General features: G+C 71.2%; 21 protein-coding genes. 12 read left to right on the top strand and 9 right to left on the bottom strand.

Annotated elements, in window-relative coordinates; translation table 11 throughout:
* The first annotated feature begins 273 nt into the window (after window positions 1–273).
* Complete coding sequence (locus ACFXMF_RS06215; RefSeq protein ID WP_379988372.1) at window positions 274–1,446, top strand: DUF2330 domain-containing protein; 1,173 nt, start codon at window positions 274–276, stop codon at window positions 1,444–1,446.
* Between the two features lie 18 nt (window positions 1,447–1,464).
* On the opposite strand, the gene ACFXMF_RS06210 is transcribed toward ACFXMF_RS06215, so the two are convergent.
* Entirely contained in the window at window positions 1,465–2,655 is a 1,191-nt protein-coding gene (locus ACFXMF_RS06210) for an amidohydrolase family protein (RefSeq protein WP_379988373.1), read from the bottom strand.
* A gap of 506 nt (window positions 2,656–3,161) precedes the next feature.
* A complete protein-coding gene (locus tag ACFXMF_RS06205; protein ID WP_379988374.1) occupies window positions 3,162–3,386 on the bottom strand; it encodes a hypothetical protein in 225 nt (74 codons plus the stop codon).
* A 127-nt stretch (window positions 3,387–3,513) separates the two neighbouring features.
* On the opposite strand from ACFXMF_RS06205, the gene ACFXMF_RS06200 reads away from it, so the two are divergent.
* The 4 genes from ACFXMF_RS06200 to ACFXMF_RS06185 all read left to right on the top strand — a co-directional run bounded on the left by ACFXMF_RS06200 (window position 3,514) and on the right by ACFXMF_RS06185 (window position 5,991).
* Entirely contained in the window at window positions 3,514–4,329 is an 816-nt protein-coding gene (locus ACFXMF_RS06200) for a Scr1 family TA system antitoxin-like transcriptional regulator (protein ID WP_360317333.1), read from the top strand.
* Window positions 4,330–4,333: 4 nt separating this feature from the next.
* Window positions 4,334–4,531, top strand: coding sequence for a DUF397 domain-containing protein (locus tag ACFXMF_RS06195; protein ID WP_360317336.1), 198 nt, complete (start codon window positions 4,334–4,336; stop codon window positions 4,529–4,531).
* Between the two features lie 70 nt (window positions 4,532–4,601).
* A complete protein-coding gene (locus tag ACFXMF_RS06190; RefSeq protein ID WP_379988376.1) occupies window positions 4,602–4,790 on the top strand; it encodes a DUF397 domain-containing protein in 189 nt (62 codons plus the stop codon).
* Between the two features lie 256 nt (window positions 4,791–5,046).
* On the top strand, window positions 5,047–5,991 hold the full coding sequence (locus ACFXMF_RS06185; RefSeq protein WP_379988377.1) for a hypothetical protein: 945 nt from the start codon (window positions 5,047–5,049) through the stop codon (window positions 5,989–5,991).
* A gap of 56 nt (window positions 5,992–6,047) precedes the next feature.
* On the opposite strand, the gene ACFXMF_RS06180 is transcribed toward ACFXMF_RS06185, so the two are convergent.
* The 5 genes from ACFXMF_RS06180 to ACFXMF_RS06160 form a co-directional block, all read right to left on the bottom strand.
* A complete protein-coding gene (locus tag ACFXMF_RS06180) occupies window positions 6,048–8,084 on the bottom strand; it encodes a bifunctional diguanylate cyclase/phosphodiesterase (RefSeq protein ID WP_360317345.1) in 2,037 nt (678 codons plus the stop codon).
* A gap of 204 nt (window positions 8,085–8,288) precedes the next feature.
* On the bottom strand, window positions 8,289–10,643 hold the full coding sequence (gene ligA / locus ACFXMF_RS06175) for an NAD-dependent DNA ligase LigA (RefSeq protein ID WP_379988379.1): 2,355 nt from the start codon (window positions 10,641–10,643) through the stop codon (window positions 8,289–8,291).
* Window positions 10,570–11,574, bottom strand: a complete 1,005-nt coding sequence (locus ACFXMF_RS06170; protein ID WP_360317362.1) for a methionine synthase — start codon at window positions 11,572–11,574, stop codon at window positions 10,570–10,572. Before ACFXMF_RS06170 ends, ligA begins: the two co-directional genes overlap by 74 nt.
* A gap of 70 nt (window positions 11,575–11,644) precedes the next feature.
* Window positions 11,645–13,186 (bottom strand): MDR family MFS transporter, encoded by a 1,542-nt coding sequence (locus tag ACFXMF_RS06165; protein ID WP_360317349.1) that lies wholly within the window; start codon window positions 13,184–13,186, stop codon window positions 11,645–11,647.
* A gap of 51 nt (window positions 13,187–13,237) precedes the next feature.
* On the bottom strand, window positions 13,238–13,831 hold the full coding sequence (locus ACFXMF_RS06160; RefSeq protein WP_360317351.1) for an NAD(P)H-dependent oxidoreductase: 594 nt from the start codon (window positions 13,829–13,831) through the stop codon (window positions 13,238–13,240).
* 123 nt (window positions 13,832–13,954) lie between these two features.
* Here ACFXMF_RS06160 and ACFXMF_RS06155 point away from each other — a divergent pair, with 123 nt between their 5' ends.
* A complete protein-coding gene (locus ACFXMF_RS06155) occupies window positions 13,955–14,734 on the top strand; it encodes a TetR/AcrR family transcriptional regulator (protein WP_360317354.1) in 780 nt (259 codons plus the stop codon).
* Window positions 14,735–14,881: 147 nt separating this feature from the next.
* Here ACFXMF_RS06155 and ACFXMF_RS06150 read toward each other — a convergent pair whose 3' ends face one another.
* Window positions 14,882–15,802, bottom strand: a complete 921-nt coding sequence (locus tag ACFXMF_RS06150; protein WP_360323924.1) for a hypothetical protein — start codon at window positions 15,800–15,802, stop codon at window positions 14,882–14,884.
* Window positions 15,803–16,250: 448 nt separating this feature from the next.
* Here ACFXMF_RS06150 and gatC point away from each other — a divergent pair, with 448 nt between their 5' ends.
* The 6 genes from gatC (at window position 16,251) to ACFXMF_RS06120 (ending at window position 23,352) form a co-directional block, all read left to right on the top strand.
* On the top strand, window positions 16,251–16,547 hold the full coding sequence (gene gatC, locus ACFXMF_RS06145; RefSeq protein ID WP_355535084.1) for an Asp-tRNA(Asn)/Glu-tRNA(Gln) amidotransferase subunit GatC: 297 nt from the start codon (window positions 16,251–16,253) through the stop codon (window positions 16,545–16,547).
* A gap of 5 nt (window positions 16,548–16,552) precedes the next feature.
* Window positions 16,553–18,046 carry an Asp-tRNA(Asn)/Glu-tRNA(Gln) amidotransferase subunit GatA gene (gene gatA, locus ACFXMF_RS06140; protein ID WP_360323926.1) on the top strand — a complete coding sequence of 498 codons (1,494 nt, stop codon included), beginning with the start codon at window positions 16,553–16,555 and terminating at the stop codon, window positions 18,044–18,046.
* A 17-nt stretch (window positions 18,047–18,063) separates the two neighbouring features.
* Window positions 18,064–18,300 carry a hypothetical protein gene (locus ACFXMF_RS06135; protein WP_360323928.1) on the top strand — a complete coding sequence of 79 codons (237 nt, stop codon included), beginning with the start codon at window positions 18,064–18,066 and terminating at the stop codon, window positions 18,298–18,300.
* A 14-nt stretch (window positions 18,301–18,314) separates the two neighbouring features.
* Window positions 18,315–19,799 (top strand): Asp-tRNA(Asn)/Glu-tRNA(Gln) amidotransferase subunit GatB, encoded by a 1,485-nt coding sequence (gene gatB / locus ACFXMF_RS06130; protein ID WP_360323950.1) that lies wholly within the window; start codon window positions 18,315–18,317, stop codon window positions 19,797–19,799.
* A gap of 284 nt (window positions 19,800–20,083) precedes the next feature.
* The gene (locus ACFXMF_RS06125) at window positions 20,084–20,305 is read left to right on the top strand and encodes a hypothetical protein (RefSeq protein WP_379989826.1); all 222 of its coding nucleotides are present in this window, start codon (window positions 20,084–20,086) and stop codon (window positions 20,303–20,305) included.
* Between the two features lie 101 nt (window positions 20,306–20,406).
* Entirely contained in the window at window positions 20,407–23,352 is a 2,946-nt protein-coding gene (locus tag ACFXMF_RS06120) for an AAA family ATPase (protein ID WP_360323932.1), read from the top strand.
* Window positions 23,353–23,409: 57 nt separating this feature from the next.
* On the opposite strand, the gene ACFXMF_RS06115 is transcribed toward ACFXMF_RS06120, so the two are convergent.
* Window positions 23,410–25,179, bottom strand: coding sequence for a hypothetical protein (locus ACFXMF_RS06115; RefSeq protein WP_360323934.1), 1,770 nt, complete (start codon window positions 25,177–25,179; stop codon window positions 23,410–23,412).
* Between the last annotated feature and the right edge of the window lie 36 nt (window positions 25,180–25,215).

Genomic DNA, 25,215 nt, shown 5'->3' with positions numbered 1-25,215 from the left:
GGCGGGGTCGGCCCCCGGGCCGGGGGTGGTACCCGGGGGCCGATGCGTGCCCGCACGGCGTGCCCGCACCGCCTTCGACGCCGTGCGGGCTGTCTGGGCGTCACCGACGATGCCGGCCGGGGCGCGGGGGCGGGAGCAACGAAAGTTGATCGTGGTCATCCGAAGGTTGTCGAATGCGGCTCGGTGCTTCCGCTCCGCGTTGGGCGTCGGCGGAACCGGATCGGTGTGCGGCGCGTCGCAACGGTGTTCGGTGTTGCGACGGGGAGTGGTGACGTGGTGGGTGTGCGGGGGGCCTGGTGGGATCGGGCACTGCGGTTGTTGTTGGCCGTGGTGTCGATCCAGGTGTTGATGGTGGCGCAGCCGGCGTGGGCCTGCGGGTGCGGGGCGGCCGTGCCGGCCGGTGGGCGGACGTTGGCGGTCGGGCAGGAGACGTCGGTGGTGCGCTGGGACGGGCGTACCGAGGAGATCGACATGCGGCTGACCGTGTCGGGGGACGCGGAGCAGGCGGCGTGGATCATGCCGGTGCCGACGCGGGCGAGCGTGACGCTCGGGAACGGGGCGCAGTTCGGCGAGTTCGAGCGGGTGGTGGCGCCGGTCGAGCGGGTTCGGCACCACTTCTGGCCGAGGTCGGGGGAATGGCCCTTCGACGACGACTCGAAGGGCGACAGGTCGTCCCGTGCGGCGGCCCCGCCGGGATCGGGCGGGGTCGAGGTGGTCGGGCGCGAGCGGTTGGGCCCGTTCGACGTCGCGCGGCTTGCGGCCGACGACCCGAAGGCGTTGGGGAGTTGGCTCACGCAGAACGGCTTCCAGTTGCCCGCCGCGCTCGCGACCGCGCTGGAGCCGTACGTGCGGCAGCGCTGGGAGTACGTGGCGATCCGGCTCGCGCCCGAGGCGCCCGCCGGCGGCACCGGCCGGCCGGCGACCCTGCGCGGCGCGCTGGATCCGCTGCACCTGAGTTTCGCCTCGGATCGACTGGTCTACCCGATGCGCCTGTCCCAACTGGCCAAGGTGCCCCAACACTTGCGGCTGTACGTGGTCGCCGCGCACCGCATGGAGCCGCGCTCGGACATCGGCGGCAGGGCTCCGCAGGTGTTGTACGCAGGTCGCCCCGGCAGCGGTGGATCGACCGGGATACCGGTCGGGTTGGCCCCGATCGATGGCAAGCCGGCCTTCCTGACCGCGCTCGACCAGGACTTCCCGACCCCCGCCACCATCACCGACGATCACGAACTGCTCGTCGCCGCCCACGACAAGGGCTATCAACGAGCCACCTACCGGGACGAGTTGCTGAAGGTGGCCGGGATCCCGGTCTGGCTCCTCTCGGTGCTCGGCGCGCTCGTCGTGCTGCTCGTCGCGGGCCTGGCATGGCGGCGACGTCGCGGCACCCGCAGGCCGCCGATCGCACCCGGGCCGATCCCGCCGCGCCCGACGCACGCGCCGAGCTGATCCGCCGTCGCGGCGGCGTCAGGCGAGATCGGCCCAGACGCCGCCGACCATGACCGCCGTGACGGCGGTGAGCGCCTCGATGCGGTCGAGCGGATTGCCCGCGCACAACAGCAGGTCGGCGTCGTGGCCCGCGCGGAGTCGGCCCTTGCGGTCGCCGAGCCCGGTCGCATCGGCGGCGACGGAGGTGGCCGAGGCGATGGCCTCGGCCGCCGCGACGCCACCGGCGACCAGATCGGCGATTGCCGTCGGCAGGTTCCCGTGCGGCTTGCCCGAGCTGATCCCCGAGTCGGCTCCGGAGACGATGCGGACCCCGGCCCGGTGCGCGCGAGCCACGTGGCCGAACCGGACCTCCGGGGTCGCCCCGATGCGCTCCAGCATCTCGCGGACCGCCGGCGGCGGGACCACGTCGGGGTTCGTTCCGAGCGTGGGACACACGGCGATCCGCCGTACCGCGAGTCGGTGCAGCAGGTCGTCGGAGATCCGCACGCCCCGGTCGGTCAGGCAGGTGAAGTGCTCGATGCCGTCGGCGTCCGCGTCGAGAGCCTGTTCGACGGCGGACAGGCCGTGTGCGTGCACGGTCACCGGCAGCCCGGCGGCGTGCGCCTCGTCCACGATCAGGCGCAGCTCGGCCAGGGTGAACTGACAGCGCATCACATCGGTACCCGGGGTCATCGTGCCCCCGCTGCCCATCACCTTGACCACGTCCGCACCGCGCTCGGCCCGCTCCCGAACGGCCGCACGCAGCCCATCGGGACCCGCCGCCTCACCGCCGAGCCGCCAGCAATGCCCCCCGACGCTGGTGATCGGCGGCCCGGCGGCCAGAATCCTCGGCGCGGGCGTGCCGTCCGCGGCCCGATTGCGCCGCCGCAGCACCGACCAGTCGCGATCGCCGAGATCGCGCACCACGGTTACGCCGACGGCCAGTTGCCGCCGCAGCGAGTCGGTGATCACGGCGTCGAGCCGGTCGGGGGAGTAGTCGGGCAGTCGGTCGAGTGCGCCGTCCAGGCCGTCCCCGCCGAGGTGGCTGTGCAGATCGAACAGGCCCGGGAGCACGGTCGCCCCCGGATGCTCGACCACCTGCCAGCCGTCCGGCACGGGAGCCCCAGCCGGCTCCAGGCCGACGATGCGTCCCTGGGCCACGAACACCGCTACCGGCCCGTTCACGATGCGCTCGCCGTCGAAGGCCCGCGCCGCTCGGATCACCTGCATCTCGTCTCAACGTCCTTGTTGTCGGTGAGGCATCGTGCGGCCTCGGTTTCGATGGGGCCGTGCGGTGTGATCCCCTTCGCCGGCCGGGGGACCGCGATGGGGCTCGGTCCCGGGCAGTTGCTCCCGATGGGGGTGTGGCGTTGCGGACCGGTCGGCCGCGTCCTTGGAGCCCGGGTCCGGGATCACGAGCGAGGTGACGGCGATCCCGACAAGGGACAAGGACGACAGCTCGGAGCCGAAGACGAGCCCGAACGCACCGGCGACCGGCCCGGCACAATTCTCGCCCCCGGTGGGGGCCTTCACGCGAAATCACCCGAAGTGGCAGTCGTGCAGGGTGCGAACCTGCCGGTCGTTGCCCGGGGCCGGGCCGCGACCACCGCGACCCGACCCCGCCCGCGCCTCCTCGGTCGCCCGTCGACGCCCGATCCGCGCGGGTCCGCCGCCGCCCCATGGCCGGACGGGGGGCGAAGGGCCCTGTGGTGAAGGGAATCCCGGCGTAGGGGAGTTCACCCCATCGGACAGTTCGCCGAGCAGGTGCACGGCGGGTCCGGGACGGGCCACGGATCGCGCGAGGACCGCTTGTGCCGTTCCGGCGGTACGACGACGCTGACCCCTTCCGGGCCGACCCGGTACACGGCGATGGTGATGCCGCTGCCGGGCGGCTCGGGGATCGATTCCGTGTCCGCGTCGGTGAGATGCGAGCCGGTGGGCTTCCGGAGCGGGTGGTTCATGACAAGGTGCCTTTCGTTGACATACAGCTCAATGCAGTTGTTTGTATGCCAAGAGTGATCACCAGGGCCTACGATCGACAGGGGCCGGGGTTGACTTCGTTCGCTTTCAACGATTTCTGGGGGCACTGTGTCCGCCGCCACCGAACTGGACCCCTCGGCGTCCGTACTCACGTTCTATGCGACCGAGTTCCGGCGCGAGCGCGAAAAGCTCAGGATGACCCAACGCGCGATGGCCAAACGAGCCTGGATGGCCCCATCGCTGCTCAACAAGATCGAGTCGGCAAAGCGCCTGCCAACGGAAGCCCTCTCGAAGCTGGCCGACGAACTCTTCGGCACGGGCGATCGGTTCCAGCGACTGTGGCCGTTGGTGATCCGGTATGCATATCCGGCGTGGTTCAGGCCGTTCGTCGAACTCGAAGAGGCCGCGTCGATCATCAAGTCGTTTCAGGTGCAGGTCGTGCCCGGGTTGCTTCAGACGGAGCGGTACGCCCGCGCTGTGCTGGCGGCTGGACGTCTTGACCTGAACGACCTGGATGAGCAGGTCAGTGCTCGTTTGCAACGCCAGCGCACTCTCGAACGCGAGGAGCCTCCCGAGTTCCGCGCTGTATTCGACGAGAACGTCTTGCGCCGTGTTTGGGGCGGGCGTGACGTGGTGCGAGAACAGCTCGAACGAGTGCTTGAGTTGGCCGAGCAACCTCGCTTCGTGATCCAGGTGCTTTCATACGAATCGGGGGGTCACGCAGGGGTTGGCGGGCCGTTCACAGCGCTTACGCTGGATGAAGGACCAGACGTGGTCTACGTGGATGGATTTCTGCAGGGCCAGATCCTGGCAGCTCCGGTGGATGTGAAGGCGGCTCGGCGCGTCTACGATCTGCTGGTTGCCGAGGCCCTTTCGCCCACGCGGTCAATCGACCTGATCGCTTCCGTGCTGAAGGAACTGTGAGCCCATGATCACAAACGCAACAATGCCCCACCGTTGGCGGAAGAGCAGTTACAGCACCAACAACGGCGGTGACTGTGTCGAGGTTGCCACCACCCTCGCCGCCGTCCCCGTCCGCGACAGCAAGGCCCCCGCGCTCGGCCATCTCACCATTGCCCCCGCCGCCTGGTCCGTCCTGCTGACCGCCTTGCACGCGACCCGATGAACCCCCGTGCTCCGCCGCCTACTTCCGGGCGGCGGAGCCCGGATCGTCCACGAAAGGACCCCGTGAGCCCATGACCGGTCCCACGCCTCACCGTTGGCGAAAGAGCAGTCACAGCAGCGACAACGGTGGCAACTGTGTCGAGGTTGCCTCCACCCTCGCCGCCGTCCCGGTCCGAGACAGCAAGGCCCCCGCCCTCGGACACCTCACCATCGCCCCCGCCGCATGGTCCGCCCTGCTGACCACCCTGCACACGGCCTGACGGATCATCAGGCTCTTTCCCCGCGCGGGTGTGGCAAGATCGGGCGCATGATCTCCAGAATCGAGTGCTCCGTCCGCCTGTGAGCGAGACGTCCGGGACTGGACTGCCCGGCACCCCCATCACGCTGTTCAGCCATGCGCTCCGGCTCCATCAACAGACGCCGGACCAGCCCCTTCCACATGAAGGCGAGCCGTATCCCGACGCGGAACGGCGACAGCGGGAAGCATCTCCTGAAGCGCCACGAGACCGGACCCTCGTGGGGGCCGACGTCGCCCGAATCCTCGACGAACACTTCGCGGATCCGAACGCGTCGCCGAAGCTGTTGGCCGACCGCTTCCAGGGCCTCTACATACCCATCCACCACAACGACAACATCGCCGCCGCCGCCCGCCGGGCCGGGGAGATCCGGGGCCGCGAGGCCGGCCGGTGGTTGGTGCGGCACGGGACCGATACCGACCCGGTCACCATCGGGCTTGCCCTGCTCGCCGAAGTCGGCACGGCGGACGACATCCCGCTGATCCAGACCATCGGACTGCTCTCCCTCACGTTCGGTCCGCTCGCGGCTCATGCCCTCGAACGCCTGCCCGACGGGGCGACCGCACTGATCTGGCTGGCCGAACGGGTCACCGGATGGGGCCGGGTCTACGTGGTGGAGTCCCTGTGTCGGCTCACCGACGAACACCCCGCCGTCCGGCCCTGGTTGCTGCGCCGCGCCGCCGACGGTGACTTTCTCAACGCCTACTTCGCCGGCCGGGTCGCACACATCGCCAGGCTGCACGAAGCCGTCGCGGACTTCGGGAACGATGCCGAACTGTTCGACCAGGCGACCCTGATCCTGCACACGATGACCTACTCCGAAGGCATGGGCGAGACCCTGCGCCACTACCCACACAGCGCCCCCGTGCTGGAGGCGTACGTCCGACACCTCGAACGCGTCGAGCCGGCGGCCCGGCACTACTTCCTCGCCGCGACGATCGCCCACTACCTGACCAAGGAGAAGCCCGAACGGCCCGAATTCGAGGCGCGTTGGCAGCAGATCCGAGCCTCCTGCCTCGCACTCCTCGACCGGCACGACTGGTGCGACACGGCCCGGCACGGCCTCGCCGCCGAGGACGCCCGGCTGACCTGGCTCGCGGACTCCGTGGCGGCGGAACTCGAACTGCGCGCCTTCCTCGACGACCGACCGGAACCCGAGGCGTAACGAACACCCCGCAGCGCCGGCCGCCCCGCCCCCACCGGGGCTGCCGGCGCCCGGCTTCACCCGACGTCGGCCCGGCGGTGGTTGAGGATCTCCGTCGGCACCGCCGGGGTCGCGTGGGCGCCGGCGCCGTGGCGGAGGAGCCAGGCGGTGGCCTCGGCGCTGGGGAGGGCCTTGGACATCAGCCAGCCCTGGGCCGCGTCGCAGCCGAGTTCGCGCAGGCGTTGGTAGGTGGCCTCGTCCTCGACGCCCTCGGCGACCACGCGCAGGCCCAGGGAGTGGGCCAGTTGCACGATCGAGCAGACGATCGCGGCGTCCTCCTCGTTCATGGTCAACCGGGCCACGAACGAGCGGTCGATCTTGATCTCGCTGACCGGGATGTGCCGCAGATGCACGAGCGAGGAATAGCCCGTACCGAAGTCGTCCAGGGACAGCCGCACGCCCAACCGGCGCAGCGCCTCCAGCGATTCGGCGGCCCGTTGCGGCTCTTCGAGGAGCACCCGTTCGGTGATCTCCAACTGCAACGCGCCCGCCGCGACGTCGTGTTCGCGCAGGCCGGCGGCCACCGAGTCGGCGAAGGAGGGGACGTGGATGTCCCGGGCGGAGATGTTCACCGCGACCGGGACGTCGATGCCCTCCACATGCCAGCGCGCCACCTGGTCCAGCGCGACGTCCACCACGTAGCGGGTGAGTCGGGGCATCAGCCCGGTCTGTTCGGCCAAAAGCACGAACTCCTCGGGGGAGACCTGCCCCCGGGTCGGATGGCGCCAGCGCACGAGCGCCTCGCAGCCGTCCACCCGACCGTCCGCGAGCCGAATTTTCGGCTGGTAATGCAGCTCGACCTCGTGATTGTCCAACGCCCGGCGCAGATCACCGAGCAGCAGCAGCTTGTCCCGGGTGTTCACGTCACGCGAGTCGTCGTACAACTCCACGCCGCTGCGCGAGCGTTTGGCCAAGTACATGGCCACGTCGGCGTATTGCAGCAGTCCGAGCACGTCCGAGGCGTGATCGGGGAAGATCGCCACACCGACGCTGGCCTCCACGTCCAGGGTCAACTCGTCCAGGTCGAACGGCTCGCCGATCCGGTCCACGATGCGATGCGCGAGGCCCAGGACCACCTCCTGCGCGGTCTGTCGGTCCGTGCCCATGTCCAACCCCGGCAGCAACAGGGCGAATTCGTCCCCGCCGAGGCGGGCCACCGTGTCGCCGGGGCGGACCAGCGTCTCCAGGCGCGCGCCGACCTGCTGTAACAGCCGGTCGCCGGCGACGTGTCCGAGTGTGTCGTTGACCTCGTGGAAGCGGTGCAGGTCGAGCAGCAGGAGGGCGACCCGCCCACCGCGCCCGCCGGCCCGCCCGAGTGCCTCCTCGCCGCGCTCCAACAGCAGCCGCCGATTCGGCAGTCCGGTCAGCGCGTCGTGCCGCGACTCCTGCTCGCGGTCGAAGCGCACCATCGTGCTCTGGTACAGCGTGTGCAGCGGGACCACGAACAGCGGGAGCAGCCAAGGCTCTTCGGCGGCGACCACGGCGATCACCGGGGACAGCCCGATCAGCGCGCCGTGCGAGACCGCCCGGGCGCGCATCTCGGCGCGGGCCAGCGCGAGCACACTCGTGCCCCGCCAACTGGCCCGGACGAACCACCCGGAGATCTGCGACACCGCCGACATCGCGAGCCCGGCGAGCGCGACCACGGGGAAGTCCGCCACGTGCAGCGCCCGTGTCTCGTCCGGGCCCGGGTCGATGCCGAACAACCCCAGCACCAGGTCGGCGGCGATGAAGGAGAGTACGTAGTGGCCGATCGTGTAGCCGATCCGCCACCACGAATCACGTCTGAGCAGGCCGGACACCAGGATCGGCACGGCCTGCCACAGCGCCGCGATCTGCCACCCGTGCACGAGCAACAGGCCGAACGTGATGGCGATCGACGGCATCGCGCCGGGGACGTACAACCCCCGGCGCGTGAGCGCGGTGTACCCGCCGTCGATCGACACCAGCGCGAGCATGATCCACACGCCGGGTGTCAGCGGGATGGGACACCGACCGTCGGCCACGGCGAGCGTGGGCGGCACGACGAGCGCGCACAGGCCCAGTAACGCCACGATCCCGGTGTGGATGAAGAATGCCCGCGGTCGTGCCAGTCGCGACAGGTCAGTCCTGCCGATCCGACCCATGCGCCTGCTCCCTGCGGCCTCGTCGGGCGGCATCCCGGGCGCCGGGACGGGTACGCCTGTGGGGCACCGAGCCCGCCGGGTGGGCAAGCTCCCGCTCAGGGTAGGTCGTTCCGGCGGTGCGGGGGAGGGGAATCAGCCGGCGCGCTCGGCCACCCACGCACGGGCCGCCTCGGCGCCCTCGTTCAGGAGTACCGCAAAGCCCTCGTCGTCGAGGATCGGCAGCCCGAGTTGCACGGCCTTGTCGTATTTGGAGCCCGGGTTGTCGCCGACCACGACGAAGTCGGTCTTTTTCGAGACCGAGCCTGTCACTTTTGCGCCGCGCTCTTCCAGGGCCTCCTTGGAGCTGTCCCGGGTGTAGCCGGTGAGAGTGCCGGTGACGACCGTCACGATCCCGTCAAGCGGGCCGGGCGGCTTCTCCTCGTCCGCGCCCTCTTCGGCGAGCCGCACGCCCGCCGCGCGCCACTTCTCGATGATCTCGCGATGCCAGTCCTCGGCGAACCACTCGGTGACCGCCTTGGCGATGATCGGGCCGACGCCGTCGACCGCGGCGATCTCCTCCTCGGACGCCGCCGCGAGACGGTCGAGGTCGTGGAAGCCGCTCGTGATGGCCCGGGCGGTGGTGTCGCTGACGTGTCGGATGCACAACGCGGTGAGCACCCGCCACAGCGGTTGGGTCCTGGCCTTCGCCAGTTGTTCGATCAGCTTGACGGTGTTGGCCTTCGGCTCGGAGGGCTTCTTGACGTTGCCCTCCTTGTCGTACGTGGCCTTCGACCAGAAGTAGGGAACGAGTTCCTTCTCGTCCTCGGCCGCACCCTTGCGATTGACCTTGCGCAACATCTGCACGTCGCGCAGTTGTTCGGCCGTCAGGTCGAACAGATCGGCCTCGGTGTCGAGTACGGACGGACCGGCGGCCGGGTGGGTCAGCGCGACCGCGGTCTCGTAGCCGAGTGCCTCGATGTCGAACGCCTTGCGGCCCGCGAGGTAGAAGATCCGCTCGCGCAACTGGGCGGGGCACGACCGCGCGTTCGGACAGCGCAGGTCGATGTCGCCCTCCTTCATCGCGCGCAGTTCGGACCCGCACTCGGGGCACGCGGCCGGCATCTCGAACGCGCGCTCGCTGCCGTCGCGCAGGTCGGCCACCGGACCCAGGATCTCCGGGATCACGTCGCCCGCCTTGCGCAGCACGACCGTGTCGCCGATCAGCACACCCTTGGCCTTGACCACCTGCTGGTTGTGCAGCGTCGCGCGAGCAACCACCGACCCCGCCACCGTCACCGGCTCCATCACCGCGTACGGCGTGACCCGCCCGGTCCGCCCGACGCCCACCTCGATGTCCAGCAGCTTGGTGTTGACCTCCTGCGGCGGGTACTTGAACGCGATCGCCCACCGAGGCGCCTTCGAGGTCGCGCCGAGCCGGCCCTGGATCGGGATCTCGTCGACCTTGATCACGATGCCGTCGATCTCGTGCTCGACCGAGTTGCGGTGCTCGCCGTAGTACCGGACGAACTCCTTCACCTCGTCGATCGTGTCGACCACCTTGTTGTGCTGCGCGGTCGGCAGCCCCCACGCGTGCAGACGCTCGTACGCGTGCGACTGGCAGTCGATGTCGAAGCCCCGCCGGGCACCGATGCCGTGCACGATCATGTGCAGCGGGCGGGACGCGGTGACCCGCGGGTCCTTCTGCCGCAACGATCCGGCGGCGGCGTTGCGCGGGTTGGCGAACGGCTTCTCGCCGGCCTCGACCAGCCGCGCGTTCAACTCGTCGAACTTCTCGATCGGGAAGAAGACCTCACCCCGGATCTCGACCAGTTCGGGTACGTCGTGCCCGCCGTCGTCCCGCAACCGGGTCGGGATCTCGGCGATCGTACGGATGTTCGGCGTGACATCCTCGCCGGTCCGGCCGTCTCCGCGCGTCAACGCCCGAACCAACCGGCCGTTCTCGTACAGCAGGTTGATCGCCAACCCGTCGATCTTCAGCTCGCACAAATAGTGGAACGACCCGGTCCCCAACTCCTTGGTGAGCCGGTCGTCCCACTCGTCGAGCTCCTCCTCGTTCATCGCGTTGTCGAGGCTGAGCAGGCGCTCCAGGTGGTCCACCGAGGTGAAGTCGGTCGAATACGTGCCGCCCACCTTCTGGGTCGGCGAATCCGGCGTGCGCAGCGCCGGATACCGCTCCTCGATCGCCTCCAGCTCCCGCATCAGCGCGTCGAACTCGCCGTCGCTGACGACCGGCGCGTCCTTCACGTAGTAGCGGAAGCGGTGCTCCTCCAGCTCGCGGGCGAGCGTCGCGGCGCGTTCGCGCACCTCGGCCGGGATCTCGTCCACTCCGGTCGTCGCACCAGCCACGTCGTCGCCCTCCAGCGCCACCAGTTCGAATGGGTCGCGGCCGCGGCACCTGGCGCGCCGCGGGTCGCTACATGGCGCCTTCGGGGTCGTCCCGAAGCACCCGGCCGGCAGCCACGCCGTGGGACAGGGCGGCTCGGGCATGCGCCGGAGAGGCACCGGCGAGGCCACACGTGGGGGTCACCACGACGGCTTCGGCCAGGGACTCCGGCGGGAAACCGAGCCTGTTCCACAACGTTCCGACAGACCTGACGGTACCGGGCGGGTCGGACAGTGGGCGCGACCCCACACCGGGCTTGACCTCGGACGCGTCGCTCTCCGGGGCCAGGCTGGGGACCACCCCGGCGAAGAGCCGGAAGCCGGCCTCGACCGCCTCGCCGATCGATTCGTCCTGGGATCGCTGCAACAGCGAGACGTCGAGCGAGACGCCCGCCGCGCCGGCCTGACGCAGCAGCGTGATCGGCGTGCCGGGGGCGCAGCAGTGCACGATCGTCGGGACGCCCGCACCCGCGATCACATCGCGCAGCGTGTCCCGGACCACCGCCTTGTCCACCGCGCGCAACCGGCCGAACCCGCTCGCGGTCGGCACGTCGCCGGCGATCACGCCGGGCAGCGCGGGCTCGTCCAGTTGCAGCACCAGGTCGGCGCCGGGGATCCGGCGGGCCACCTCGGACACGTGCAACCGGATGCCCTCGGCGAGCGACACGGCCAGGTCCCGGCATGCGCCCGGGTCCGCCAACGCCTTGTCGCCGTAGGTCAGTTCGATGGTGGCGGCGAGCGTCCACGGGCCCGCGACCTGGATCTTGAGCGGACCGGTCCAGCCCTGGGTGAACTCCTCCAGCGCGTCCAGGTCCTGGCCCAGGTACGAGCGGGCCCGGCGGTGGTCGCGCCCGGGGCGGTCCACGAAGCGCCACCCGGAGGGCTGTACGTCGGTGTAGAGGTCGACCAGCATCCCGGCCGAGCGCCCGGTCAGGTCGGCGCCCGGCCCACGCGCGGGCAACTCGGGCAGGTGCGGCAGGTCGGTCAGCAGGCCGAGCACCATCCGGACCGTCTCGCGGATGTCCTCGCCGGGCATGGAACCGACCCCGGTGGCGCTGCCGGGTGACCAGGGAGAAGTACGTTCTGGGGTGTCCACGCCCGGAAGCTTAGTTCGCGCCGGTCGGTGCCCCGGCGGGTGTCGCGACGGGGTTCTTCGTGGCGGCCCCGCCCGCTGCCTCGGCCGCCGAGCGCAGCGGGACCTCGCGGACGAACCAGGACAACGCGAACGCGAGTGCGGACAACACCGCCAGCCCGATCACCACGCCGTGCAGGCCGCCGGCGACCGCCGTGCGGAAGGCGTCCCGGGCGGCGGTGGGCAATTCGCGCAACATGGCCGGGGTCGGGCCGGTCCCGTCCCGGTCCGGGCCCAGGCTGCCCTGGAGGCGGTGGGCGTATACCGCGCCCAGCAGCGCGACGCCGAGCGAGCCGCCGATCGTGCGGGTCAGCGTCGCGGTGCCGCTCGCCGCGCCCAGGTCGCGGGGGTCGGCGCTGTTCATGGTGAGCACCATGGTGCTCTGCATCACCAACCCCACGCCGATCCCGATCACCAGGGTCAGCGCCGAGGCCGCGGCCGTGGGGGTGTGCACACCCAGGCCGAGCAGTACGAGTGCCCCGGCGATCATCACCGCGCCGCCCGCGATGGGATACACCCGATAGCGGCCGGTACGAGTGATCAGCCGGCCGACGGTGACCTGGACGCCGAGCATGCCCAGCATCAGCGGCAGGAGCAGCAGGCCGCCCGCGGTGGGCGAGGCGTCCCGGACGAACTGCATGTACTGCGGCAGGTAGTTGGTGGCCGTGATCATCACCGCGCCGACCAGGAAGCTCAGCACCTGGGCGAGGGCGAAGTTGCGGTCGGCGAACAGCCGGGGCGGGATGATCGGTTCGGCCGCGCGCCGCTCGACCGGGACGAAGCCGGCGAAGGCGAGGGCGGCGAGCCCGGCCAGTCCCAGGATCTGCGGGGAGGTCCACGCGTAGGTGGTGCCCGCCCAGCCGGCGAGCAGGGTCAGCGCGACGATCGCGATGGTGAGCAGCGCGGCGCCGGCGTAGTCGATCCGGGCCTTGATCCGCACGGTGTCGAGGCGGATGCCGACGCCGACGATGGCCAGCGCGAGCAGGCCGAACGGCACGTTGACGTAGAAGGCCCAGCGCCAGTTCAGGTGATCGGTGAGGAAGCCGCCGAGCAGCGGCCCGCCGACCAGCGCGATCGGCATGACCGCGCCGAACAGCGCCTGCACCCGACCACTGTCGCGGGGCGGCACCAGCGTGCCGATCAGCGCGAACGCGCCGACCATCAGCCCGCCCGCGCCCAGCCCCTGGACGGCGCGGAAGGCGATCAGCTCGTTCATGTCCCGGGCCAGGCCGGAGAGCACGGAGCCGACCAGGAACAGCCCGATCGCGGCCAGGTACGCGCCCTTGCGGCCGTACAGGTCGCCGACCTTGCCCCAGATCGGGGTGGTCACGGCGGCGGCGAGCAGGTACGCGGTCACCACCCAGGACAGGTGCTCCAGGCCGCCCAGGTCACCCACGATGGTGGGCAACGCGGTGCCCACGATGGTGCCGTCGAGCATGCCCAGGAACATGCCCAGGATCGGGCCGAGGACGGCGAAGGGGATCCTGCCGGGCGGGGTGTCGGTTTCCTGTGGCATGGCGTTGCCCCCGTGGTGAGTTCGGTCGGGTTCGACGGTGCGGGCGCGAGGTCAGGCCGCGTACGGGCGGACGGCCTTGGCCTCGCGCAGTGCGTGCGCCCACCACACGAGCTGGTCGAGCATGGTCTTCGCGGCGGCGTTCGCGGCGGGGTCGATCGCGTCGCCCGCCGCGTCGAACCTGTCCCAGTGCCCGTGGAAGCTGACCGTGTCCCGGACGGTGACCGCGTGCAACTCGGCCAGTACGACCCGCAGTTGCTCGACCGCGCGGAGCCCGCCGGACAGCCCGCCGTAGGACACGAAGCCGACCGGCTTGGCGTGCCATTCCGGGTTGTGCCAGTCGATCGCGTTCTTCAGCGCGGCCGGGAAGCTGTGGTTGTACTCCGGTGTGACGATCACGAACGCGTCGGCGGCGGCCAGCCGGGGCGACACCTTCGCGAGCAACTCGGCGGTGTTGGGCGCGGGCGGCTGCCCGAAGGCCGGGAAGACGGTGGGCAGCGGGGTCTCGACCGGGTCGACCACGTCCACGGTGAGGTCGGAGTGCTCGGCGGCCCGGGCCCGGATCCAGGCGGCGACGGTGGGCGCGAAGCGGCCCTCCCGGGTGCTGCCGACGAGGATCACGAGGCGCAGGGGAGTGGTGGCGGGCATGGGTGCTCCTCGATGGGATGTGTACAACGTATCCGGTGAGATACAACGTACACAGACAGGTGTACGTCGTCTACTCTTGATACGTTGTACACATCGTTGCGGCGCAGCCCCCGGAGGACCGTCATGGCCGGCCAGCAGAAGAAGTCGTCGTCGGCCGAGGCGCGACCGGACGCCGCCGGCGCGGGCGGCGAGCCGCGCGTCTCGCTGTGGGAACGGCTGGAGAACCCGCCGCCGGCTCCGCGCGCCGTGCTCAGCCCGGATCGCATCGCCGAGGTCGCGGTCGGCGTCGCCGACGCCGAGGGCATCGAGGCGGTGACGATGCGGCGGCTGGCGACCGAGTTGGGTGTCGCGCCGATGGCCGCGTATCGGTACGTGTCGGGCAAGGACGACCTGTTGGAGCTGATGGTCGATCGGGTCTACGGCGAGTTGACCGCGCCCGAAGCCGGCGCGGGGTGGCGCGCGACGCTGCGCGGGTTGGCCACGGATACCCGCGACGTCGTGCTGCGGCACCCGTGGCTGGTGCAGTTGCCGTCGGCCCGGGCGGCGATCTCACTCACCCCGAACCGGCTGGCGGCGGTCGAGTGGGGGATGGCCGCGCTCGCCGAGCTCGACCTGTCGCCGGACGACGCGATGGTCGCGGTGGACGCGGTCGGCGCGTATGTCCAGGGCCGCACCGCCGCCGAGGTGGCCACCCTGCGGCTGATGGAGGTTCGGGGTGCGGCCGATGTCCACGCGCTGCGCACGCAGTTGGCCCCGGAGATGACCTACCTGATGAAGACGGGCCGCTACCCCGCCTTCCACGACTACCTCGGCACCGCCCGGCACAAGGACGACCCGCGCCGCCAATTCGAGACCGCCCTCGACTGCATCCTCGACGGCCTCGCCGCTCGACTGGGCATCTGACCGCCGAGCGGACACCGGCAACCTCGAACGCCGGCCGGGCCGAGATCCGGCCCGGCCGGCGTTCGAGGCCACGTGGCCCGTCCGGCGCCCGAGGACAACGGGCCGCGGGCAGGATCGCAGGCTGCGCAGCCCGCCCGGCAGCACGTTTCATGTTCCGAAGGCCAACCCCACACTCCGACCTATCTCGCGTCGCTGAAGGTAGAAACACGCCTTGTGCGGCTCGGCCCCATGCTCGCCGGTGTAACCGCCCCGCATCACCGGCCCGCCCTCGGTGGGCACCGGGAACATCCGCCCCAGCGTGGGATCCGCCGCCACGAGGTCGTCGCGATCGGCCAGATTCACCCAGTTCTCGACGAACGCCGGCGGCTGTGCGGGCTGGGGCCGCACCCACGAGTCGACGACCGTGTCCGGGCCGAGCGGAGACCCGAGCGTGATCAACAGCGGCAGCGGTCTGCGCAGCCGGTGGGCGAGTTCGTAGGCGACCACCGCTCCGAGCGAGTGCCCGATCACCACCTTGGTGTCGAAACCGATCTCGGTACCCACCCGATCGAGCACCCGATTCCGGGTCTGATCGTCCGTCAGATATCGGGTCAACTGGGTCAGCGCCTTGTTCACGAAGCCACCGGCCGAGCCCGGCCCGTCGGCGGCGAACCAGCGCAACCCGGCGAGCCCACACGTGGGGGAGAGCACGACGGTGCGACCCGTCTCCCCCGGCCCGCCCTCCAGGCGGGCGATCTCCCTTGCCGCGCGCTGCCGTTCCGGCGGAACCGAACCGCGGAGCGCGGCGCGATCCAGCCATTCGCGACCGATGCGCGCGGTCACCTCGTGCTGGATGTCCTCGTCGATCATCTCGCCCTGCGACGGGTGTCGGCGGAGCAGGTCACCATAGAACGCCATCCGCGCGTCGATCCCGCGACGGGTGTGGCGGTACTTCCACAGACGGTCCGCGACCTCGGGAAAACCTGCGGCCTTCACTCCCCGGGCCAGTCGTGGCACCCACTCCTCCTCGAGCGTGTGGGCCGACCTGTATTCCTGCGCGATCCCGTGTACCAGCACGATGGCGGCCATCGTGTCCCCTCCCAAGCCCCGAGTCCTTGACGAGCGCGCTCTCGGACGCCGGGCCCAAGAGTCGTGCGAAGGGCCGATCGACGCGGGGGGACGCAGACCGGAGAGTGGCTTCGCAAAGTTCTCTTACCCAGTCGGTAACGGAAGTTGGCATTTGAGTGAAGTTACTTCCGAGTCGTTCGACGAGATGTGCCGTCCGGCCGGAATTATTCGCACCCGCGTACCCGAGCGGCCGGCCCGAAGCCGCCCGAACCCGGCACGAAGTGGATCAAGAGGTCCCGGTGGGCCACCCACCCGCCCGAACCCCCGCAGCCTCCCCGCCGGACGCCGCGGGTGGGCGGCCGGGAACAAAACCCCGCGCCCCCGGCCGACAGGTGGGAACAAAAATCCCGCGCCCCCGGCCAATAGACTGGGCCCTCCACACCCGACGAAACCGAAGGAACCCGCCTGCATGCCTGGCATCACGCGCGAGGAGGTCGCCCACCTCGCCCGGCTGTCGCGGCTGGAGCTCGGGGCCGAGGAGCTTGATCACCTCGCCGCGCAGCTCGACGACATCATCGGCGCGGTCGCCCGCGTCGCCGAGGTCGCAGCCGACGACATCCCGCCGACCTCGCACCCGCTGCCGCTGACGAACGTCATGCGGCCGGACGTCATCCGCCCCGGGCTCACCCCCGAGGAGGCGCTGTCCGGTGCGCCGGCCGCCGAAGAGCAGCGTTTCCGGGTGCCCCGCATCCTGGGAGAGGAGTGACGGCCATGACCGAGACCATTCGCTGGACGGCGGCCGAGACCGCCTCCGCCATCGCCGACGGCAAGGTCACCGCCGTCGAGGTCGCCCAGGCCCACCTGGACCGCATCGAGGCCGTCGACGCCAAGGTGCACGCGTTCCTGCACGTGGACGCGGACGGCGCGCTCGCCGCGGCCAAGGCCGTCGACGACGCCCGCGCCCGCGGCGACCGGCTCGGCCCGCTGGCCGGCGTACCGCTCGCGCTCAAGGACGTGTTCACCACCAAGGGCGTGCCGACCACCTGCGGGTCGAAGATGCTGGAGGGCTGGAAGCCGCCGTACGACGCGACGCTGACCCGCCGGCTCAAGGACGCGGGCGTGGTCATCCTCGGCAAGACCAACATGGACGAGTTCGCCATGGGGTCCTCCACCGAGAACTCCGCGTACGGTCCGACCGGCAACCCGTGGGACCCCAGCCGGGTCCCGGGCGGCTCCGGCGGTGGTTCGGCCGCCGCCATCGCGTCCTTCCAGGCGCCGCTGGCGATCGGCACCGACACCGGCGGCTCGATCCGCCAGCCCGCCGCGCTCACCGGCACGGTCGGCGTCAAGCCCACCTACGGTGGCGTCTCGCGGTACGGCCTGGTGGCCTTCTCCTCCTCGCTCGACCAGGGCGGCCCGTGCGCGCGCACGGTGCTCGACGCGGCGCTGCTGCACGAGGCGATCGCCGGGCACGACCCGCTCGACTCGACCTCGATCGACGCACCGGTGCCCGACGTGGTCGAGGCCGCGCGCAGCGGCAGCGTCAAGGGCCTGCGGATCGGCGTGGTCAAGGAGTTCGGCGGCGAGGGCTACCAGGCGGGCGTGCTGGCCCGGTTCGCCGAGGCGGTCGAGCTGCTGCGCGAACTGGGCGCCGAGATCGTCGAGATCTCCTGCCCGAACTTCACCTACGCGATGCCGGCCTACTACCTGATCGCGCCCTCGGAGGCGTCGTCCAACCTGGCCCGCTTCGACGCGATGCGCTACGGCCTGCGGGTCGGCGACGACGGCGACCGCTCGGCCGAGGAGGTCATGTCGCTGACCCGCGAGGCCGGCTTCGGCGCCGAGGTCAAGCGCCGGATCATGCTCGGCACGTACGCGCTCTCCTCGGGCTACTACGACGCGTACTACGGCCAGGCGCAGAAGGTCCGCACGCTCATCACCCGCGACTTCGAGGCGGCCTTCGGGCAGGTGGACGTGCTGATCTCGCCGACCACGCCGACCACCGCGTTCCCGATCGGGGAGCGCGCGGACGACCCGATGGCGATGTACCTCGCGGACCTGTGCACCATCCCGTCCAACCTCGCGGGCAACGCCGCGATGTCGCTGCCGTGCGGCCTCGCGGACGAGGACGGCCTGCCGGTCGGCCTGCAGATCATCGCGCCCGCGATGGCGGACGATCGGCTGTACCGGGTGGGTGCCGCCGTCGAGGCCGCCTACCTGTCCCGCTGGGGTGCCCCGCTGCTCGACCGCGCACCCGCGCTCTGACTTTTCGAGGAGTCGATATGGCCAAGAAGAAGAAAGCCCCCAAGAGCAACGTCGCCAAGGTCTTCAGCGTCGGCATGCAGCTCTTCGGCGCGATCGGCGTGATCAAGCAGATCAAGGAAGCCCGCGGCAAGAACGACAAGCTGGAGCTGGCCGACGCGGTGATCAGCGCCGCCGCGGTGGTCACCGGCTTCGCGTTGCTGATCCGCGCGATGCGCGAGGTCGAGGACGAGCTGACGGAGGCCGACGCCCTGTGAGTACCACCAGCCTGATGTCCTACGAGGACGCGCTGGAGACCTACGACCCGGTGATGGGCCTGGAGGTCCACGTCGAACTGGGCACCGCGACCAAGATGTTCTGCGGCTGCTCGACCGAGTTCGGCGCGGAGCCCAACAGCCAGGTGTGTCCGACCTGCCTGGGCATGCCCGGCGCGCTGCCCGTGGTCAACGCGGTCGCGGTCGAGTCGGCGATCCGGATCGGCCTCGCGCTCAACTGCAACATCGCCGAGTGGTGCCGCTTCGCCCGGAAGAACTACTTCTATCCGGACATGCCGAAGAACTTCCAGACCTCGCAGTACGACGAGCCGATCGCGTTCGACGGCTACCTCGACGTCCTGGTCGAGGGCAAGACCTGGCGCGTGGAGATCGAGCGCGCGCACATGGAGGAGGACACCGGCAAGTCGCTGCACATGGGCGGCGCGACCGGTCGCATCCACGGCGCGGACTACTCGCTGCTCGACTACAACCGGTGCGGCATCCCGCTGATCGAGATCGTCACCAAGCCGATCGAGGGCGCGGGCGAACTGGCCCCGCTGGTGGCCAAGGCGTACGTCGCCGAGCTGCGCGAGCTGATCCGCGCGCTCGGGGTGTCCGAGGCCCGGATGGAACTCGGCCAGATGCGCTGCGACGCGAACCTGTCGCTGCGCCCCAAGGGCCGGGAGAAGTTCGGCACCCGCAGCGAGACCAAGAACGTCAACTCGCTGCGTTCGGTCGAGCGGGCCATCCGGTTCGAGATCCAGCGGCACGCCACCGTGCTGACCGACGGCGGCACCATCGTGCAGGAGACCCGGCACTTCCACGAGGAGGACGGCAGCACCACCGCCGGCCGCATCAAGGAAGAGGCCGAGGACTACCGCTACTTCCCCGAGCCCGACCTGGTGCCGGTGGCGCCCTCGCGTGCCTGGGTCGAGGAACTGCGCGGCACGCTGCCCGAGCTGCCGTCGTTGCGCCGGGCCCGGCTGCAGGCCGAGTGGGGCGTCAACGACTTCGAGATGCAGTCGATGGTCAACGCCGGCGTGCTCGACGTGATCCTGGCCACCATCGACGCCGGGGCCGACGCGGACGCGGCCCGCAAGTGGTGGCTGGGCGAGTTGTCCCGGCGGGCCAACGAGCGCGGCGTCGAGGTGGCCACGCTGCCGATCACGGCGGCCCAGGTCGCGCGGGTGGCGGCGCTGGTCAAGGGCGGCGAGCTGAACGACAAGCTGGCCCGCCAGGTGATCGACGGCGTGCTCGCCGGCGAGGGCGAGCCGGACGCGGTGGTCGAGGCGCGCGGGCTCAAGGTCGTCTCCGACGACTCGGCGCTCGGCGCGGCCGTGGACGAGGCGATCGCGGCCAACGCGGGCATCGCCGACAAGATCCGCGGCGGCAAGGTGCAGGCGGTCGGGGCCCTGGTCGGCGCGGTCATGAAGACCACGCGCGGACAGGCCGACGCGGCACGAGTGCGTGAGCTGATCCTGGAGCGCCTGGGCGTTTCCTGACCGGCCGGCGGCCGCTCACCCCGAGGAGGGCCCTCGATCGCATCGCGATCGGGGGCCCTTTCGTGTGTGTCCCACACCTCGACGGGACGCCGCGATGTTCGACCGGGGTTCTCCCCAGGTCTGTACGACCCCCTTATCGGGTTCTTCTCGATTGCCTTGGATCGATCGTGGACGAGCTGAGCACCCGGGATACGGCATCCGCCCGATGCCGGCGGACCCCCTGGGACGCGAAGCTCGTACCACGAGCCGGAGCGACCGGCTCGGGTGACCAGGAGGTCGACACCATGGAGTACGAACTGTTCCAGGCCCGTTCGCGCGAGCTGCGGGCGATGGCCGACCGGGACCGGGCCGTCCGCGAGGCACAGCGCGCCGGCCGGCTCGCGGCCAAGGCGGCCCGGGTGGCCCGGCGCGAGGAGCGCCGAACCGGCCGGGGCGCCGGCGGCCTCAGTTCCGATCGCGGCTTGATCGGGTGGCGGGTAGCCGGCCTGCACCTGCGCGCACGGTGAGCACGTGATGCCCGCCACGCTGTTCGAAACCCCCTTGTTGACCTGCGCAAACGGGTTTCGCCGGGGGTGAAAACCCCGGCTGCGAAGCGAAGGAACATGACATGCTCGGCACTGTGGCGAGTACTTCTGTTTCTCCCGTGTTCGTAGGCCGGTCATTGGAAATGGCGCGGTTCCTCCAGGCTTTGCGCGAAGCCGACGAGGGCACGCCGGGCGTCGTACTCGTCGGGGGCGAGGCCGGCGTCGGCAAGACGCGCCTGCTCCAGGAGTTCCTGGAGCGGGCCGAGGCACAGGGCGCGGTGACCGCCGTCGGCGGCTGCCTGGAGCTGGGCGCGGAGAGCCTGCCGTTCGCGCCGATCTCGGCGGCACTGCGTACCCTCTCCCGCCGGATCGGCCCCGAGCTGGCCGAGGCGGTCGCCGGTCGCGAGCGCGATTTGGCGTGGCTGCTGCCCGACCTGGCGCCGGGCACCATCGCGCGCGACGGCGAGTTCGACCGGGTCCGGCTGTTCGAGTTGATGCTCGGCCTGCTGGAGCGACTGGGCGGCGACCGCACCCTGGTGATCGCGATCGAGGACCTGCACTGGGCCGACTCGTCCACGCGCGAACTGCTCGGCTTCCTGTTCCGGCTGCTGCGCACCGGTCGGATCCTGATCGTCGGCACGTACCGGGCGGACGCGGTGGACCGTCGGCATCCGCTGCGCTCCTTCCTGGCCGAGTTGGACCGGGTGCACAACGTCGCCCGGATCGACCTGGCCCGACTCACCCGGGCCCAGGTCGGCGACCAGTTGCGCGGCATCCTGCGCGAGGACCCGCCGCGCCGGCTGATCCGACAGATCTTCCAGAAGTCCGAGGGGAACGCGTTCTTCGTCGAGGAACTCGCCTGCAGCATCCGCGACGGCCAACTCACCGGCATCTCGGACACGCTGCGCGACCTGCTGCTGATCCGGATCGAGGAGTTGTCCGAGGACACCCAGAAGGTGATCCGACTGGCCGCGATCGGCGGGGTCACCGTCGGGCACCGGCTGCTCACCGAGGTCTCCTGGCTGGATCCGGATCGGCTGGAGGAGGCGCTGCGCACGGCGGTGTCGGCACACGTACTGGTGCCGATCGGCGAGGAGTTCCAGTTCCGACATGCACTGGTGCGCACCGCGATCCGCGAGGATCTGATGCCGGGTGAGCGGGTCCGGCTCTACGCCACCTTCGCCGAGGCGTTGGAGCGCTGCCCGGACCTGGTCGGCGCCGACGAGCTGCGCGGTCGGATCGCCACCTACTGGTTCCACGCCGGCAAGGCGGTCAAGGCGCTGCCGGCGGTGCTCGCCGCGGCCGAGGCGGCGCGCGAGCGGTATGCCTTCGACGAACGCACCCGGCTGCTGGAGCGGGCACTGCTGCTGTGGGAGCAGGTGCCCGATCCGGAGCAACTGAGCGGTCGCCGGCTGATCGACATCTACATGGAGGCGGTCACCGCGGCCCGACTGGGCAGCGAGCGCGAGTTGGCCATCCACTTCTGCAAGCGGGCGATCCAACTGGTGGACCCGGTCGCCGAACCCGAGTTGGCCGCGTTCCTGTGGCGGGAGAAGGCCCGGAGTCTGCGCATCCTGTGCCGCTCGTCGGGCATGCCCGAACTGCACCGGGCCAGAGAGATCCTGGCGGGTCTGCCACCGTCGATGGAGCAGGCCCGAGTGCTCGCGCACATCGCCCGGGACCGGATGCTCGACGGCGACGGCGAAGAGGCGATCGCCGAGGCGATGACCGCGCTGGACCTCGCCCGGGCCATGGCCGGCCGCGACATCGAGGCGGAGGCCCGCAAGACGCTCGCCTGCGGCCTGGTGCAGATCGGACGGGTCGAGGAGGGCATGGCACAGATCGCGCTGGCCGAGGAGGGCGCGATCGACAGCAGCGAGCCGGACAGCCTGGTGCATGTGCTGAGCAACAAGGCGTCGCTCCTGGAGGGTCTGGGTCGACACCGGGAGAGCGCGGTGGCCGCGCGGCGCGCGATGGACGTCGCCGCCGAGCGCGGACTCACCCGCACCTCCGGCTCGTTCGCGCTGGGCAACCTCGCCGAGTCGTTGCTCTCGGCCGGCGACTGGGCCGACCTGGAGACGCTGGTGGAGAAGACCCTCGACCTGGACCCGGGGCCGCAGACCACCCGCCACCTCGAACTTCAACTGGTCGACCTGTGCCTGGCCCGCGGTGACGTACGCGGGGCGAGCGCGCATCTCAAGCGCTCCCGGCTGGCCGCCGGCTCGCGCTACGTCGAGGCGCAATACTCGATCCCGCTGGCCCGCGCCGAGATCCGGGTGGCCGAGGCGCAGGGCCGGCTGGACGAATCCCGCGAGGCGCTGGTCGCGGCCCTGGACGGGGTCGGCTGCCCGCCGGGCCATCAGCGCTACATGTGGCCACTGCTCGCCGACGCGGCGGCCAACGAGGCGGACGCGCGCACCTCGACCGTGCGCCCGCGCGAGTCCGAGCTCAAGGCCCGTCAGGACATCGCCGACCGGATCGCGGCGATGGCCGGCACGCTCGCGGTGGACTGCGCGCTGGACGCGGCGTACGCGTCGCAGGTCAAGGCCGAACTGGCCCGCGCGGCAGGCACCGACGACGCCGAGCTGTGGGGTCGGGTGGTCTGCGCCTGGGAAATGACCGAGCAGGTCTACCGCACCGCCTGGGCCCGCTTCCGGCACGCGGAGACCCTGCTCGCCGCCGGCGACCGCGACGCCGCCGCGCTCCCGCTGGCCACCGCCGCGGAGGTGGCCGTCCTCCTGGACGCCAAGACCCTGCGCGAACTCATCGACCTGCTCACCCGCCGCGCCCGGATGGCCCCCACCACCCAGGGCGACGCCGGCACACCGCTGCCGACCCTGACGCCCCGCGAGATCGACGTCCTGCGACTGGTCGCCGACGGCCGCAGCAACCGCCAGATCGCCGAGGAGTTGTACATCAGCGTCAAGACGGCCAGCGTGCACGTATCCAACATCCTGGCCAAGCTGGAGGTGACCGGCCGCGGCGAAGCCGCCGCGGTGGCCCACCGGTTGCACCTGGTGGACGGCTAGGCCCGTCCGATCCGCCGGACCGGACGAGCCGGCGGGTCTCGAAGGCCGGGCCTCGGTCTACCCCGCCGCGGCGGACGACAGGTCGGCGAGTTCGGCGAGCGTTCCCTCGAACTCGGCGATCAGCCCGGTGAGGACGACCCACGCCTCGGGGTTGGCGCCGATGCGCTTGGCCAGGTGCGCGAGCGCCGGGCGCGGGTCGCCGGGAGCCCAGTGGTAGGTGTCGATCGCCACCAGCGCCTCGAACGCGTGCCGGGCCGGCCGGGCGTGCCGGACGACCTCCTCGGTGTCCAACTCGCCCGCGACGACCGCGGCGGAGAGCCAGGAGTGCCACTGGTCCAACGGTGTGTCGCGCACCCGGTCGACGGCCGGCCGGCGATGCTCGGGGACCGGCGGTTCGGCCCGCGGCCCGCGATCCCAGCGCGCACGCAACTCCCGGAGCGCCGTCGGGTCGTCGGCGGCCAACGCGGCCTGCGCCGTGCTGCGGATCAGGTCCGGGAACAGCGCGCCGTGGTTGGCCAGGATGTCGCCGGTCACCTTCGCGTCGGCCCGCTCCCACAGGCTCAACACGATGTCGATCCAGTCGATCCGACGCAGCTTGCGCTCCCCGCACTTGGGCAGCGCGTGGTCCACCACACCGGGGTCGCCGGACATCGCGTAGGACTCGGGCTCGCCACCGAAGTGCGGTTCGTTGATCAGTTGGGCCCGCAGGTCCGGATGCATCGGTACGCGCGGGCGACCGGCCCGCCGGCCGGCGTAGATCTCGCGCCGCAACTCGGCGGTGACGCCGGAGCGGTTCTCGACCAGGAGACGGTCCAAGCGGTCGTCACCGAGGTCCTTGAGCAGCCGGGCGTAGTGCCGCCCGATGGTCTGGTGCTCGGCGAGCGCCGCGAGCATCGCCGGATGTGCGCAGCGCAGTGCGGCCTCGGCGACATTCGGCAACGGCGGGACGTTGCCCGGGAGCAGGGCGGCCGCCGCCGCGTCGTCCAGATGCGGTATCAGGGCGGTCAGTTCGTCCGCGTCCAGCCGGCGGAGCAGGAAGACCACCGACGGGCGCACGGCGGCCGGCACCGCGATCGTCGGCTTGTCCGCGTGCGCCTTCGCCTCGGCGAACAGCTCCGGCAGGGTGCCGCCGAACCGCCCCAGCCTGCGGGCCAGTTGGGCCCACGCGGCCGGATCGGCGCCCAGCGTCGCGATGATCTGCGGCCTGAGCACGTCGTGGATCGTGGTCTCGCCGGTGACGTAGGAGTGTTCCCGGGAGACCACCGCGAGCACCTGGGCGGCGACCCGGGCGGGCCGCATCCGGGCCAGGATCTCGCGCGGCGCGAGCACCCCGGCCCGCAGCGCGGGGCCGACCTGGTCCAGCGCCTCGGTCCGGGTCACCGGCAGATCCGGGCTGTGCAACACGCTCGCCGAGCCGCCCCGCCGAGCGGTGTGCGCCAACACCGGATACGCCTGCAACAGCGCCAGCGCCCGCTCGGCCGTGACGCCGGGCCGGCGCAACTCCCGTCGGGCCCGATCGAGATCGCCGACCTCGTCGCCGCCCGGATCGCTCTCCTCGCCCGGCGGGAACGCCGCGGCCACCACCGGATCGCCGCCGGCCTCGATCAGTCGGCACAGTTGACTCGGCGTCAGCCGAGGGTTGGCCGCCGTCTCGGCGACCTCCCAGCCACGCGCGCAGTAGGCGATCGTGTCCACCAACGCGTCCGAGAGGCACACCTCGTGCGGCACCGACGCGCCGAACCCGCGCACCCCCGTCAACCGGGTGAACACATCCGCCACATCGGCCTCGGAAAGCTCGCGCAGCACCAACACCAGGCTCCGGTCCACGGAATCCCTCCCTCGTGCGGCATACGCTAACGTCCG

The sequence above is a fragment of the Embleya sp. NPDC059213 genome (assembly GCF_042754445.1).
In the GTDB taxonomy this organism is placed as follows: domain Bacteria; phylum Actinomycetota; class Actinomycetes; order Streptomycetales; family Streptomycetaceae; genus Embleya.
Note: the sequence above shows the minus strand (reverse complement) of the source record. Positions and strands in the feature narration are given on the sequence as shown.